General features: G+C 42.4%; 12 protein-coding genes. 8 read left to right on the top strand and 4 right to left on the bottom strand.

All coding sequences use genetic code 11. The annotated features are described in order from the left end of the window. Nucleotides 1-6: 6 nt before the first annotated feature. From IGJ74_RS15455 to IGJ74_RS15435, 5 genes are all read left to right on the top strand, one after another. Nucleotides 7-543 (top strand): flavodoxin domain-containing protein, encoded by a 537-nt coding sequence (locus tag IGJ74_RS15455; RefSeq protein ID WP_008379457.1) that lies wholly within the window; start codon nucleotides 7-9, stop codon nucleotides 541-543. 530 nt (nucleotides 544-1,073) lie between these two features. Beyond that, entirely contained in the window at nucleotides 1,074-2,000 is a 927-nt protein-coding gene (locus IGJ74_RS15450; RefSeq protein WP_087664580.1) for an ROK family protein, read from the top strand. 129 nt (nucleotides 2,001-2,129) lie between these two features. Then, the gene (locus IGJ74_RS15445; protein ID WP_008379459.1) at nucleotides 2,130-4,397 is read left to right on the top strand and encodes a helix-turn-helix domain-containing protein; all 2,268 of its coding nucleotides are present in this window, start codon (nucleotides 2,130-2,132) and stop codon (nucleotides 4,395-4,397) included. Nucleotides 4,398-4,416: 19 nt separating this feature from the next. After that, on the top strand, nucleotides 4,417-5,718 hold the full coding sequence (locus tag IGJ74_RS15440; protein ID WP_087664581.1) for a family 20 glycosylhydrolase: 1,302 nt from the start codon (nucleotides 4,417-4,419) through the stop codon (nucleotides 5,716-5,718). Nucleotides 5,719-5,868: 150 nt separating this feature from the next. Then, nucleotides 5,869-6,369 (top strand): GNAT family N-acetyltransferase, encoded by a 501-nt coding sequence (locus IGJ74_RS15435; protein WP_005233764.1) that lies wholly within the window; start codon nucleotides 5,869-5,871, stop codon nucleotides 6,367-6,369. 238 nt (nucleotides 6,370-6,607) lie between these two features. Here the strand turns inward: IGJ74_RS15435 and IGJ74_RS15430 are convergent, their stop codons facing one another. Genes IGJ74_RS15430 through IGJ74_RS15415 form a run of 4 tightly spaced genes read right to left on the bottom strand, consistent with a single transcriptional unit; the run spans nucleotide 6,608 to nucleotide 10,970 of the window. Beyond that, nucleotides 6,608-7,912: an alpha-L-fucosidase gene (locus tag IGJ74_RS15430; protein ID WP_087664582.1), complete on the bottom strand. Its 1,305-nt coding sequence runs from the start codon at nucleotides 7,910-7,912 to the stop codon at nucleotides 6,608-6,610. Between the two features lie 25 nt (nucleotides 7,913-7,937). Continuing rightward, on the bottom strand, nucleotides 7,938-8,435 hold the full coding sequence (locus tag IGJ74_RS15425; RefSeq protein ID WP_008379463.1) for a hypothetical protein: 498 nt from the start codon (nucleotides 8,433-8,435) through the stop codon (nucleotides 7,938-7,940). Between the two features lie 18 nt (nucleotides 8,436-8,453). Next, nucleotides 8,454-10,325, bottom strand: a complete 1,872-nt coding sequence (locus IGJ74_RS15420; RefSeq protein ID WP_087664583.1) for a beta-N-acetylhexosaminidase — start codon at nucleotides 10,323-10,325, stop codon at nucleotides 8,454-8,456. A gap of 15 nt (nucleotides 10,326-10,340) precedes the next feature. After that, nucleotides 10,341-10,970, bottom strand: coding sequence for a YesL family protein (locus tag IGJ74_RS15415; RefSeq protein ID WP_016621899.1), 630 nt, complete (start codon nucleotides 10,968-10,970; stop codon nucleotides 10,341-10,343). 297 nt (nucleotides 10,971-11,267) lie between these two features. Here IGJ74_RS15415 and IGJ74_RS15410 point away from each other — a divergent pair, with 297 nt between their 5' ends. From IGJ74_RS15410 to IGJ74_RS15400, 3 genes are read left to right on the top strand one after another with little or no spacing between them, the layout of a single operon-like run. Further along, a complete protein-coding gene (locus IGJ74_RS15410) occupies nucleotides 11,268-12,626 on the top strand; it encodes an alpha-L-fucosidase (protein WP_016621897.1) in 1,359 nt (452 codons plus the stop codon). Nucleotides 12,627-12,681: 55 nt separating this feature from the next. After that, nucleotides 12,682-13,635 (top strand): ABC transporter permease, encoded by a 954-nt coding sequence (locus tag IGJ74_RS15405; RefSeq protein WP_008379472.1) that lies wholly within the window; start codon nucleotides 12,682-12,684, stop codon nucleotides 13,633-13,635. A gap of 15 nt (nucleotides 13,636-13,650) precedes the next feature. Next, nucleotides 13,651-14,565 (top strand): carbohydrate ABC transporter permease, encoded by a 915-nt coding sequence (locus tag IGJ74_RS15400; RefSeq protein WP_016621896.1) that lies wholly within the window; start codon nucleotides 13,651-13,653, stop codon nucleotides 14,563-14,565.

Genomic DNA, 14,565 nt, shown 5'->3' with positions numbered 1-14,565 from the left:
TTCCTCATGAAAAATGGCATTATTGTTTATCAATCGAAATACGGCGCTGTCAAAAAGTATGTCCACTGGCTTCAAGAAGCAACAGGTTTTCCCTGCCTAGAAACCCCAAAAGCCAAAATAGCTGAAGTAATGGATTATGACACAATTATCTTCTGTGGGGGAATCTATGCTTCGGGTATTGCTGGACTGTCCTTTTTAAAAAAGAATAGCAATCAGCTAAAAGGCAAAGAGATACTCATCTTTTGTGCGGGAGCTTCTGTTCCTGAAAAAGTGGTAGTGAAAAAACTCAGAGAACAGAATCTCACGGGTCCGCTAAAGGACATCCCCTTTTTTTACGGAAGAGGACAATGGCAGGAAAGCAAAATGAACTTTTTCGATCGAACCTTAGTGAAAATGTTAAGAAAAGCGGCCGCTAAAAAAGAGCCACACACCTATGACCCACAGACGAAGGTACTCATGGAAGCCAATGGACAAGATTGCGATTGGACGGATAAAAAATACTTGGTTCCGTTGGTGGATTATTTGGAGCAGGAATTGTATTGAACGAGCACAAGCGCTTTATTGAGGTTTTATGAATCAAATGAGCAATAAGTGACCAGAGTGTAAGAACAGAACAAAATTAGTTTACTGCGAATAGATTTTTTGTTGTGACACCAAGAGTCTGCAACTAAGTTCTTAAAATTGTTTGATCTATTCCTAAAATTCAATGAGTAAGTAGAATGCCGATCACGCATGAGAGGATGTCTTATGCGTGACGGTTTTTTTGTTTATAGCTTATCTTAATAGAAAAAACGGGAGTAGCTGATTCCTTTGTTTATAAAATTCTCAGACATTGTATCTAATAGTTCTATTTTTTAGCTTTGCATGATGAACATTTTTGTGAAGCTGAACGTTAAACCAGGTCTTTCAAGTGCTAAAAAAATAAGCAGAGAAGCTATCTCTGTATGTACAATGTATATTCTTTCTAAATGCAAGATATCTTTCGTTGCGGGCTTTTTTATGGCTTGGACGGATTTGACATATTGTTGCAAGAAATACATATGGTCGCTGAAAACATTGGTTGCGTATACTGAATGAAAGACAAAAGAAAACCTTGTGAGGTCAAGAAAATGTGGATTTTAGCAATTGATATTGGCGGTACTGCTATTAAATGTGGGTTAGTGAATAGTCAAGGGGAACGCAGACAATTGACTCAATTTCCTATGAACAAGGAATATTTCACAGTCACGCAACGTATATGTCGACAGATCGATGCATTCTATGCAGCAGCATTTGATGGCATCGCTATTAGCTCAACGGGACTGGTTGATCCACAAAGCCAAGAAATCGGGATGACATCACCTTTATATGAAGGATTTGGTAAAAGACTGGTTAAGCATTTGCGCAGTACATACCAATGTCCAGTTGCTGCCGAAAATGATGGCAACTGTGCGCTATTGGCAGAAAAATGGTTGGGTCACGCTCAAAATTGTGCGTCCTTTGCGACAATTGTCCTAGGTACATCCGTTGGCGGTGGCTTGATGATCGATCATCAATTGATTCGCGGCAAACACTTACTAGCAGGAGAGTTTGGTTATCTGCTTTTTCCGACCGAAAGGAAGGATTGGGAACTTTGGAGCATCGCAGGGTCAACCAGAACATTAGTAGAGAAAACAGCAAAACGTATCGGAGACCCAACAATCAATGGCCAGCGTATTGATACACTGGTTCAAGAACAAGATCCGCGATGTCTGCCAGTAGTAGCTGATTTTGTCGATAAACTGGCGGCGGCTTGCTATAGCCTGCAATATATGATTGATCCGGAAATCATCTTGATTGGCGGTGGAATCAGTGCGAGCCGTTTCTTGATCCCACATGTAAACGCACGATTAGCTATGATTGCTGAGCAGATTCCTAGTACTGTTATCGTGCCAAACATTTGTGCCTGTCGTTTCGGCAATGAATCTAATTTATTGGGCGCTTGTTATAACTGGTTAAGAAAATACAAGCCTGATAGCTGACTTGTAAAAAAGCATTGTTTTTTATTAAAATAAAGCGTATTTTATTAGAGTATCATACATTCTTTTCTCCTAAATAAGTACCGATAAATGAAAGCGTTTTTGAGCTTTCGAAATAACAGAGAATAGGTGATGCAAATGGGAAAGTACACGGAACTGAATCGTCAAAAACTATTTAGGGGAATCATTCGTGCCATCAGCTCTTATTTAATCGTGTTTTTAGTGCCTTTTTTAGCCGTGTCATGGATTTGGTATGATACATCTGTCAAAAGTATCAATGAACAAGTGATGCTGACCGCTAGAAATCAATTGATTCAGTTGAAATATTCTTTAGAAAATACGTTTATTCAATTGAATTATCTGACGCAAAAAATGACCAATGATCATGTTGTCTCATTGAAATATTTGCAGCATCCTTACTTGACCAAAGAAGCAAGAGAGGCCATGCAAACGTACAAAATCACCAACGACTTAGTCGAAGAAGTCTATTTATATTATAAAGAGTCCCCAGCAACCTTGTATTCAACCGTAGGATCATTCTCTTTTGACACATTTTTGAAAAAAGTACTGCCGAAAAATGAAATGGGCCAGGAACAGTTAGCCGCACAATTGGATTCCTCAGCGCCTACATTGTTGACATTAGAAGGCGCCGGTGAGGAGCAGCGATATTCCCGTTTCTTTTATATCGTTCCCATTCAAAGTGAAGAGATGACTGTCTATGGCTCAGCGATCTATGAAATCAAAGAGAACAATTTGAAGAGAATTCTTGATCTCAGCAATAACGATGGGATCAGTAACACCTATATTATCAATGATGAGTACCAGTTATTAGCCAGTACCACCAATGATGAGTTAGCGCGCTTTTTAAATCATCCCGAACGCATGAAAAAAGGCATTCAAACAGGACGAATGCGGTTTGAACAATCAACGTATTTTGTTCAAGCGATTGCCAATAATGAATTGAATATTTCAGTGGTAGCCGTTGCTAATCCGAATCAAGCGCTGGCATCGGTCAACCGTGTACAAGAGCAGTTCGTCCTAGTATTTATCGCCATATTATTTACGGGTATCACTGCAGTCGTGATGCTTGGGTTACGTAGTTATCGCCCAATTCGCAAAATCGAAAATCTGGTTCAGGAGTTTCATCGGGACCCCAAAATGACCCTTCATTCGATGGATGATGTCCATAATACCTTGGCGGCATTTTTGGTTGAGCACCAAGAACTACATCAGGAAGTCCGCCTGCAAACACCTCATGCCAGAGAGCAAGTGCTGCGCAAATTAATGAGCGGACGTTTTCGGTCCGAGCAAGAACTGGCTTTGCTTTTAGAAGCGGTTCATGTCTGCTTTCCTAAGTCAAATTACTTTGTGATCGCCATCGATACGAAAACTGTGGATTCCAAAGCCAAGCAAGGAGATAAAAAATTTCTGATCGATTATATCGAGGAAATCAAAGAGGCGGATTATACGGCATATGCGACGGAAATTTTATCCAAAGAAATGTTAGCCTTGACCGTAGGGTTTGTTGATGGCAAAGAACAACAAGAAATTGTGGATGCCATTGCGGAAAAAATTACCCATGCGATCTCCCTAACACCCACAATGGGTGTCGGTATGACGGTCGATCAACTAACCGCCATCAATGAATCCTATATCGAAGGGTTGGCAGCACTGGAAAATCAAGGGAGTCAAGGCAAGCAAATCAGCTACTATGCGGAGCTTTCCAAAGAGACCAATCATTTGCCAATCAATTACCCAGACAATCAAAAATTAAAATTGATCCAAGCCTTGAATCAAGGAAATATTGAGATTGCCAGTGAAACGATCCAGCGGTTGATCGAAGAAGGCGAGAGTAAACAGACTTCGCCTCGTGTCCAAAAAATGTATGGCTACTACTTGTTGAATACGATCGCGCAAGTCGGCGGTGAATTGGTGGGGGCAGAAGTACTGCATACCGCTTCTGAAAGTGCTGATTTCAACAGCTTGAATCAATTGCAGTCTGCCTTGTTAACGATTGCCCAGCAGATTTGCACGAAGGTGCAGAAACAGCCGCTGGATGACGAGTCGGAAATGAATGAGAAAATCTTCAGTTTTATCCAAGAAAATTACCATTCCTCACAGCTCTCCTTGGAATCGGTGGCAGAGGAGGTTGGTGTTTCTGTCTCTTATGTCAGCCGTTTTGTAAAAAAAGAAAGCGGCAAAACCTTCTCCAAATATATTCAAGAACTAAGACTGAAAAAAATCAAAGAGGAACTGATTGAAACAGATTTGCCAATCAAAGAAATTATTCGCAACAATGGGTATTATGATGTTTCCAATTATACGAGAAAGTTCCGAAAAATAGTTGGTGTGACACCAGGGCAATACCGTGAAATGAACCAAAAAATGAGAAATTATTGAAAGTATGGGGGAAAATGAGATGAACAAACAAGTTGATTTGACAAAAGTTCAGCAACGAGCAGCCGTCTTTTTTGAGGAAATAGGTTGGCAGTCGGCGAAAGATCCGTTACCGAAAATAGTGATCGATCCGCAGCTGGATGCTGATTTTCGATTTGAAAACCAAACAATCAGTGTGTCCTCGCCAGAACATGCCTTTTACGCGTTAACCAAATATGGCCGAGATCAGGCGACGGGTCAATTAGCACAGAAAAGCTATATAGCAGCGCTTAAAGAACGCTGTCTGATGATCGATATCGGGCGCAAATTTTATTCGCTAGCTGATTTGAAAGCAATCGTCCGCAGCATGGCTTGCTTCCAATTCACTCATCTGCAACTTCATTTTTCGGAAAACGAAGGCTTTCGGATTGAATCCCAGCAATTTCCAGAAATTGTTTCGGAAGAATGTTTGACCAAGCAAGAAATTCGTGAATTGATTGCGTATGCTCAAAACCATGAAATTGCCATTATCCCTGATTTTGATTCTCCTGGTCATTTGCGTCAAGTCCTAGCACAAAAACCTCAATGGCAATTGCCGACAGCAGCTGGCACTCGTGATGATCGAGCACTGAACATTTTGGATTCAGAAGCCGTAGCCTTTATTCAGGAAGTTTATCGAGAATATGCGCAACTGTTTGAAGACAGCACCTATTTTCACATCGGGGCCGATGAGTTTATTGATTTTGACCAGTTAGAAAACTTTCCACAAATGATCGAAGCTGCCCGCGAGCGCTATGGGGAAAAAGCCAGCGGAATCGAAGTCTTTATTGATTATGTCAATGAGCTGGCGGCCTTTGTTGAAAGTCTCGGCTTTGTTGTGCGGGTCTGGAATGATGGTTTTTACCGCTTGAATCGCCAAGAGCAGACAACGTTGACGGAGAATTGTCAAATCTCCTATTGGACCCGTTGGAACCAGAATATGGCGCCGGCGGATGTCTTTTTTGAAAAGGGCTATACCATGATCAATCACAATGATAATTTTTTCTATTATGTCTTAGGAGAAGCGGCAGGGTATACCTACCCAACTTACGAAAAAATCAGCAATGAATTCCAGTTGACGACGTTTGCCAATGGACAACAAGTTGCACAGGAACAGCTTGCCCAAACACAGGCGATCGCTTTATCCGTCTGGGCGGATGTACCTGAGGCTCAGACTAGTCGTGAAGTGATCCAAGCGATTTTTTGGCTCCAAACGGCCATTAGCCAAAAAGTTTATAATGAGCCAAATCGACCAAAAGAGACATTTCGAAAGCTTTATGATGGGTGGGAAGCGACATTTAGCTGATTGTTAGAGGAATTGGGTGAAAGGGCACATCGCTGACAATCCCTGTTGTTTTCTTTATGATGAATAAGTTTAGCGACAAGTGAAACAAAAGCCAATAGTATTTTGATAAAATGAACGTAACTCCGAGTGAGGGGAGAAATGGAGCAATAAGTGATCATAGACATTCAACCGTTGAAGAAAAAAGATATCCTTGAAATGGATCAAATGTTTTTAAAGCAAGGGTGGCCTTCTCGCCAGCAGCTCTTGATGGAGTATTTAAACGAGCAAGAAGCGGGGGAGAGATACATTTTGCTTGCCAAAATAAACAACAAAACTGCCGGGTATTTGACATTGGTCCCTCTAGCAAAGCACGGACCATTTAAAGGCTTGTACCCAGAAATTGTGGATTTTAATGTTTTTGAATCTTATCAAAAACAAGGGGTAGGCAGTCAGCTTTTAAAAGCAGCCGAAGAAAAGGCACGAGAAATAGCTGCCGTGGTGACATTAGGGGTAGGTTTACACAATGGTTATGGATCGGCCCAGAGACTGTATGTAAAACAAGGCTATATTCCAGATGGATCTGGTGTTTGGTTCAATAATCAGAATTGTGCGATGAATGTGCCTTGTTGTAACAATGACGATCTTGTTCTTTATTTGTCTAAGGAACTTTGACCCTCCCGTGGTAAGTACCTTTAAAAAAGGATTAATCCCGCAGCTTGTTTGCATGTTCTCATCACCTGTTCAACAAGCTAGCTCGCTACTTTCGTATAAGCGAATTTGGGGAGTTTTTGAAAAAATAGCCATAAAAAATGACTAGAAACGATCAGTTTCTAGTCATTTTTTTGTAAAGAAAGTAAGGACAATGTTTTTGTATCAATAAAATATTCATTTAGTACAGTGCAATAGGCGCTTATATTTCTTTTAAAGTGATTTCGACCACTGGTACCAACACATCTGGGGAGCAGACGGGTAAGCTGAGAACAAGGTCCTCTTTGTTGATGATGGCTTCCGTTGACGTGAGAACTTCCTCGGGATCAAATCCTCGATAAAACAACTCGGAGCCATCATGTAAGAAACGGATATGCTTCACGCATCCTGCAAGTCCCGGAAGATGCAAGGATTTGTAGGGGTAGGAGAAGAGGTGCAAGTAAAGTTTATTCCCGTTTTGGGTGTAACGACTGTCAATAGGCGGTTGAAAAGTGCTGGTACCACAGCCGATAATCGCTTGCTGATGATAATGCATCCATGAACCGATGGCTTCTAAATGGCCGCGAGTTGGTAAGTTGATTTCTCCACGAGCATTCGGGCCGATATTTAAGAGAAAGTTCCCATCTTTTGCTACTGTGTCAATCAGCATTTTGGTCATCATTTCACTGGATTTCCAGTGCTGAGCATCACGATCATATCCCCACGTTTCGTACATCGTTTGGCACGCTTCCCATATTAAAGGCAATCCATTCGCTTCTAATGGTTTGTCTGGTTGGAATTGCTCAGGGGTGGTAATCCCTCGGCCCAAATCCAAACGATCATTCAGTAACATCTCCGGCTGTAGACTTCGGCAAATTTCTTCGATCCGCTTACTATCCCAATCGGCTGCACCCTTGCCTTTTGACCAGCCCCAATCTCGATGGCTATAAGGAAAATCAAACCACATATAATCGATGGTTCCATAATTGGTCAATAGTTCGGTGACTTGACCAGCCAAAAAATCTTGATAACGGCGCATGTCCCGCTGGTCATTGGCTTGACGGGCTTGAATAGTCTCTCGTTGCGGATGCAGGCCGTCGAGCGTGAAATCTGGATGATACCAATCGATCAGCGAATGATACAGTCCGACCTTAATGCCTACCTTGCGAAATGCCGGCAGCAGTTCTGCTAAGAGGTCTCGCTTGAATGGGGTGTTGGTTACTTTGTAGTCGCTGAGCGCGGTGTCCCAAAGGGCAAAGCCTTCATGATGTTTCGTCGTGAAGACCATGTATTGAAAACCGGCCTTCTTTGCGGTTTGAGCCCATTCCTCCGCGTTGAAAAGATCAGGATCAAACTGAGAAAAATAGTTCTCGCGATAGGTGGTGGGTTCAATTTTTTCTGTCGTCATAAACCATTCGTGTCGAGCGCCAATACTGAATAGGCCGAAATGGATGAATAAGCCAAACCGATCATGGAGGAACCAGTTTGGATCAGGGTAGTTGGCAGGCCAATTCTTATACGTTCTCATTAAAAATCACTCCTTTTTCACTCACTTAAAGAAATTCTGTATTCGTCATGACTGTTTCTTGAATTTTCCAGCCATCTGCTTCCTTAACGAAAGTATGGTAAGCCTCTGTGATGTGATCACGGTAGGAAGAATCTTTTGGGCTGATCGTTTTCTGCTGCGCCGCGACCAGCATGGATCCTGTCTCTTGTTTAACGACTTCAAAAGAAAGCAGCGTGTGCTGCAGCTGTTCTTCTGCAAAAAAAGCAGCCAATTCTTGGCTCGTCTCTGCTCGCGCCGCTGCCACGAGCGTGGCGGCATAAGCTGTCGCATCTTGGTCAGAGGCTGCTTGTAAATTTTCTTTCAGCACTGCCAAACAAGCCTCCGCCGCTGCTTGATTTGTAATATTACCTGTCATCTCCAGTTTTTCTGAAGGTTGGGCATGAACTGGAGCAGAAGAATCGGTTGTTAGAAAATAGAGAAAGAATAGGCTAACAACAGCCAGCAAACTCACGATGATGGTTCGGCGCAGCAAGGATGTTTTCATAATTTCTCACTCCTTCTTTTAAACATCAGAAATTTTCCCCGCACTATAGATTCCATGAAATAAATTGCGACCCACAGAAGTGTTGCCGCTGAAAGGGGTCACCATTGGTAAGGACGGTTGAGTCAATTCTTCCAAAGTATCGAGCTCCCCGTCCAAGAAGGCAGTAAGCCGCCAGAGTGTCGTGTCGCAGCGCATCAGCAAGGCGCCGTAGCGCAGATCGATACTCTCAAAACCGAAAGGTCGATTCCAGTCAAACCAGACTTTACGATGGGCTTCATAAAGGGATTGCAAGGCGGATTTATAGACACTGAGCTCATCGACTGCTTGGCGCAATTCCGTGAAGTCCTTGCTTTTATAGGCACTGGTGATTTGGTCGGTAATACAAGCTTTTTGTGCCAAAACATCAGCCAGCTGCTGATAAAAGGCAAACATCGTTTGTGTGTCCCGTGTTGATTTCACAGCTGCCAACTCTTGAGCCAATGTTTGATAGTGGGATGCTAAAGAAAGATCGGTTAAGTTTTCCTGATACAAACCATACAGCAAGTCTTGGTAGAGCAGTAGCTTGCTGGGGTTTTCTCCGTGAGGATTGTTTTCTGGTACACCTGCAGTTTGATCAAAACGATCAAGCAGCAAGAAATCGCTACTAACTGACTCGTGAAAGAGCTGGAATTTTTCATTTAATTTCTCTAACGAAAGGTCGTTTCCAAACTGCGCTTCACTGAAATATTGTAAACCTAGTAGCGCAGCAATCAACGGTGTTTCAGCTCCGTCGTCGCCCCAAAGTGTGGCATAGACTTCTTGGACATCGTTTTCTTTGGCGGCTTGCAAGGCATGACGCATGGTGGCGAAACTTTTGCCATAGTTCGGCGCCAAACCGTTCCAAGTCCAGATACCTCCAGCAAAGACGATCGGCTGTTTTAATTCCCGATGTTTCGCAAACATTCGCTGATAAGAGGCATGATCATGGTGGTAATAATCCCAGTAAACCATTTTGACAGCAGGAAGGTCAGTAAACAATTCTGTTGGAAAACACACGTCTGGATCGTAATAATCACCAGTAGGTGCACCGATCCTAAAAAACATATCGCTCCACATCATCGGCTTAAAACCCACGTTTTGACAAAGCACAGCTACCCGCTGCAGATGTTCGGCCATAATCGAGAAACGGTCTTTTAAACCGTGCAATACCAAATATTTTCCTTTCCCCAATTGGTGAGCTTCATCCATGCCAATGTGTAGCTGATCCGTCGTAAAACACGAACGGATCGAACGGATCGCTGCTTCCAAAAAGGTATACGTTTCTTCTTCTCCCACCAGTAAAATATCTTCCGTGTCCCGAATGTTTTTAGCAAATCCCCATTTTAAGGGATTCGTTAAGTGTGCCAATGTTTGAATCGCCGGAATCAAAGTTACACCTATAGATTGCGCATAGCTATCAAGCTTCTTTAACTCAACTTGTGTATAACGGCCTCGTAAATGACCAAAATAAGGATACTCTGGAATTTCATAAGTGTCTTCCATATAAAGCATGAGGTGATTAAGCCCCATCTTGCTTGTCAATAGAATAACGCGTTGCAGTTTTTCAACGGTCATTACTGCATTGCGGGACAAATCGATCATTGGTCCAATTGCTTCAAAATGAGGGTGTTCCTCCAGGATATAGACAGGGCGGTCCTCATGCAACCACAAGGTCAACGCCCGAAACAAATGGGCTTTTTCTTGATAGTAAATGATTGTTTCTAGCGGACCGTGGCAAATTTTCAGAGAACCGGGCCGTTGAATCAGCTGTAATGGATGCCCTTGCGGTGATTCTCGCAACGCGAGTTCCGGTAGTATGCGACTAAAAAAATCATCAAGATTTTCATTACTTTGGATAAAAATGTCTTTCATTACGAACGTCCCTTCTTAAGTTTCTTTTATCAGCAATGATTCTGAACGTTGGATCGCTTGAAAAGAGAACCAACTATTGGGAAAAAGGAAAAAAGGAACAAAGCCGATGACTAATAAAATCGGTAAAAAAGTCAAAATGATTGTAGTTACTAAGATTCCCAAAATCATCGCAATCGTTTGGGGAACACTGATAACCATCAGTATTACTGCTTGCTTAAAATAGTGAAGAAGGGGCAAGTCATAACGCAAATACACTGGCAGCAGATACAAGCTGAACAAAAGGGCACTGATAAACAACAGCAGCAAAAAAAAGTGAATCAAGCTATTTTGGATAAAGGTACTAGAGATGCGCAATTCTAGCCATAAGAAAAGCAGCAAACCCACTTGCATGGCTCCTAGTTGATTGGCGCGACGGAAATTTTTTTTCACGACAGTTCTGAACCAAGACTTCAAAGCCGCTGGTCGTCCCTTTTTTTGGAAACTGTCGAAAAAAGCTTGAATGATCGTAGCGGTGGCAGGAAAAATCCCTAAAAATATCCCGTATCGCAAAACCCAATAGAACCAAAGAAACTGCAATTTTAGGCAATGGAGGAGCCATTCACCGACTTGATAGGAAACATGATAAAGACCATTGGATTGTTTCATAAGATCCTCACTTTCTTACGGATAACCATATTGTATCCGCTTTAATTGTTGCCCTTATCGTACCATTGATCCATGGATAGTGGGCATGGATGAAAAAAACCACACATCTCATACAGGAAAAACACAGCAAATATGTTTGACCCGCTTTATTTCTCCTCACGTTTTTATGGAAGGAAGCTTTCTTCATTACAAATTTTACAAACGCTCTTGCTTGGTTTAACACAGTGAAAAAAGTTACATATTGTTAGATGGACTTTTTTTCGCTTACATTTAGAACAAAGAAAGGAGTGCAAATGTATGACAAAAATTCGCGGCGATATTGAAGAAGCCAAGGAGAGAGAGCAAGCAGCGTGGGTCCCAGAAACAGAAATGCTCAAGCAGCGTCTGGAATGGTTTCAAGACTTGAAATTCGGAGTGATCTTCCATTATGGGCTGTATGCCGAAGCGGGGATCGTTGAATCATGGCAATTATCTGAAAAAGATGAATGGGCAAGAGAAAACCAGCCCTATCGAGAAACTATCGAAGCACTACGTTTGGATTATTGGCAGTTGATCAATCAATTTGAGCCGAAGAAGCTGGATACCCGCAAATGGGCCAAGATCTGTAAGGATGCAGGATTTAAGTACTGTTTGTTCACGACAAAGCATCATGACGGGTTTTCGATGTTCAATACTATGGAATCAGAGTTTAAAATCGGTGGGAAATTAAGTCCCTTTAAACGCGATATTTTACAAGAAGTGTTTACGGCGTTTCAAGAAGCAGGGATTGCAACAGGAGCCTACTATTCTAAAGCTGACTGGTATTCTCCTTTTTACTGGTTGGATGATGATACCGTCAAAGGCCGTCATGCCAGCTATGACACCCACCTTCACCCAGAAATCTGGGCGCGCTATGTGTCATTTGTGCATCGTCAGATTGTAGAGATTACTTCCAATTACGGAAAAGTCGATTTTCTTTGGCTAGATGCCGGTTGGTGCGGGCAAGGAAAAGAAGACCTACAAATGGATCGTTTAGCTGAGATTGCACGTGAGAAACAGCCGGAATTGATCATCGTTGATCGAATGATGGGTGGCCGTCATGAAAACTATGTGACACCAGAACGCAAAATTCCTGCATTAGCAGAAATTCCTAAAAAAGTTTGGGAAAGCAATATCCCGATTGGGAATGATTGGGGCTATGTGCCGAATGATACCTTCAAGAGCAGCCAAGAACTGCTGGAAACCTTGATTGAGGTAGTCAGCAAAGGGGGAAATTTGATTTTAGGTGTCGGCCCAACACCTGATGGCGAATTTACATTCGAAGAGACCCAACGCTTAGAAGAAATCGGCAATTGGTTGGCGCTATATGGTGAAGGTATCTATGAAACGCGGGCGAAACCAATAGCTTGGCCAAATGAATGGCATTTGACCTATCAAAAAGAGGGCAAGGCTCATTTTGCATTTCGCAGTATCGCTGCAGGCGCTTGCGAACAGATTCCTTTAACAGAGATCGGCGCAACTGAAGAAGACGAGCTAATTGATCTAGCCACTAAAAAAGCGTTACCAGTCTATAAAAACGCTACCGAACCGTACCTCTTATGGTCGGATATCAGTCAGCCGAACGTTGGGGCAGTTGGGATTCGCGTTTCGACACATAGGGAAAAAAATACACATTGATTTGAAAGCGAATACAATTCATGATAAGGCTAACACCAAGCAAGGAGGAGGAAGAATGGAAACAGCGCCAATCAGACAAACCGTTTCAGTACCTAAAACAAAGAAACAAGATATAAAAATGAAGATCAAGAAAAATCGGCAATTGTACTTGTTTGTGTTGCCAGCATTTTTGATTATTTTGATTTTCTCTTATGGACCGATGTATGGAATCATTATTGCATTCAAGGATTATATGCCTTCATTAGGGATTTTGGGAAGTCCTTGGGTTGGATTTAAACATTTTCAACGTTTCTTCGATTCCTATTATTTTTGGGAACTCATCAAAAATACTTTAGGAATCAGTATCTATTCATTGGTTGTCGGTTTTCCGCTGCCGATCATCCTGGCATTGGCTTTGAATGAGATCAAAGACGGCCCGTTTAAAAAGATTACCCAAACAGTCACCTATGCCCCAAACTTTATTGCTGTGGTGGTCATGGTTGGTATGGTCATTGCTTTCTTATCTCCCTCAACAGGGATCATCAATCACCTATTAGAATTTTTGGGTTTCGAGCGGATCAGCTTTATGACCAATCCTCGTTGGTTTAAAACGATTTATGTCCTGTCCGGAGTTTGGCAAGGAACGGGATGGGGGTCTGTGATTTATCTGGCAGCCCTATCTGGAGTCGATACGCAACTGCACGAAGCGGCAACGATCGATGGCGCTTCTCGTCTGCAACGCGTTTGGTATATCAATATTCCAACGATCATGCCCACGATGGTGATCTTATTGATCATGAGCTTCGGCAGCTTGATGTCAGTTGGGTTTGAAAAAATCATCTTGATGCAGAATCCTTTGAATATGCAATCCTCGAATGTGATTGCGACCTTTGTTTACCAGCAAGGGCTGTTAGATGCGCAGTACAGTTTTGCTGCGGCAGTCGGCCTATTTAACTCATTGATCAATTCCGTATTGTTGATCGTAGTCAATCATATTGCCAAACGTTTAAGCAATTCTAGTCTATTGTAGGAGGGAGGACCAAAAGTGAAAACATCTTCTTTAATAAAAGATACCCGTGCTGATAAAATCTTTTTGATTTTTGTTTATGTGTTTTTAGCAATTTCATTGCTGATCGTTTTATATCCGCTGATCTATATCGTCAGCGCTTCGATCTCAAATCCGCATCTGGTAAACTCAGGTGAAATGTGGCTTTTACCAAAAGGAATCACCTTCGAAGGCTATCGAACATTATTGGGCAACAGCAGTATCTGGCGTGGCTATTTGAACACGATCTACTATACAGTGTTAGGAACATCGATCAATCTCTTGGTAACCTTGCCTTGTGCCTATGCGTTATCGCGAGAAGATTTTTATGGGCGACGGGCCTTCACCAATTTTATGCTGGTTACCATGTTCCTGTCTGGTGGCTTGATTCCCAGCTATTTGCTGATTCGCAGCTTAGGTATGCTGAATACCGTTTGGGCACTGGTGATTCCAGGGGCCGTCTCGGTTTACAATGTGGTTGTCACACGAACGTTTTTTCAATCCACAATTCCGCGAGAGATGGAAGAAGCAGCGATTGTGGATGGTTGTTCCGATTTTCGTCTATTCATGCAGATCGTTTTACCATTATCAACGCCGATCATTGCGGTAATGGCTTTGTTCTATGGCGTCGGACATTGGAACAGCTTCTTTAACGCATTGATCTATCTTTCTGATCGATCGATGTACCCGCTGCAGATGATTTTAAGAGAAATTTTGATTCTTCAAGATATGTCTTCAAATACCGTCAGCAATGTGACTTCAGAAATGGCGAACATGCTATATAGCAAACAGCAACTCGCTCAAGTCATCAAGTACGGTGTCATGATCGTTTCTTCGTTACCGGTAATCATCGTCTATCCGTTCTTACAAAAGTATTTTGTCAAGGGCATGATGGTCGGTTCAATTAAAGGATAA

The organism is Enterococcus sp. AZ009, assembly GCF_050548785.1.
GTDB classification, from domain to species: domain Bacteria; phylum Bacillota; class Bacilli; order Lactobacillales; family Enterococcaceae; genus Enterococcus_D; species Enterococcus_D entomosocium.
Note: the sequence above shows the minus strand (reverse complement) of the source record. Positions and strands in the feature narration are given on the sequence as shown.

Excerpts from the sequence above, each read along its gene's own strand:
- IGJ74_RS15415 (WP_016621899.1), bottom strand. The coding sequence starts at position 10,970 with ATGAAACAATCCAATGGTCTTTATCATGTTTCCTATCAAGTCGGTGAA.
- IGJ74_RS15420 (WP_087664583.1), bottom strand. The coding sequence starts at position 10,325 with ATGAAAGACATTTTTATCCAAAGTAATGAAAATCTTGATGATTTTTTT.
- IGJ74_RS15445 (WP_008379459.1), top strand. The coding sequence starts at position 2,130 with ATGCAAATGGGAAAGTACACGGAACTGAATCGTCAAAAACTATTTAGG.
- IGJ74_RS15425 (WP_008379463.1), bottom strand. The coding sequence starts at position 8,435 with ATGAAAACATCCTTGCTGCGCCGAACCATCATCGTGAGTTTGCTGGCT.
- IGJ74_RS15455 (WP_008379457.1), top strand. The coding sequence starts at position 7 with ATGAAAAATGGCATTATTGTTTATCAATCGAAATACGGCGCTGTCAAA.
- IGJ74_RS15450 (WP_087664580.1), top strand. The coding sequence starts at position 1,074 with ATGAAAGACAAAAGAAAACCTTGTGAGGTCAAGAAAATGTGGATTTTA.
- IGJ74_RS15410 (WP_016621897.1), top strand. The coding sequence starts at position 11,268 with ATGACAAAAATTCGCGGCGATATTGAAGAAGCCAAGGAGAGAGAGCAA.
- IGJ74_RS15440 (WP_087664581.1), top strand. The coding sequence starts at position 4,417 with ATGAACAAACAAGTTGATTTGACAAAAGTTCAGCAACGAGCAGCCGTC.
- IGJ74_RS15405 (WP_008379472.1), top strand. The coding sequence starts at position 12,682 with ATGGAAACAGCGCCAATCAGACAAACCGTTTCAGTACCTAAAACAAAG.
- IGJ74_RS15430 (WP_087664582.1), bottom strand. The coding sequence starts at position 7,912 with ATGAGAACGTATAAGAATTGGCCTGCCAACTACCCTGATCCAAACTGG.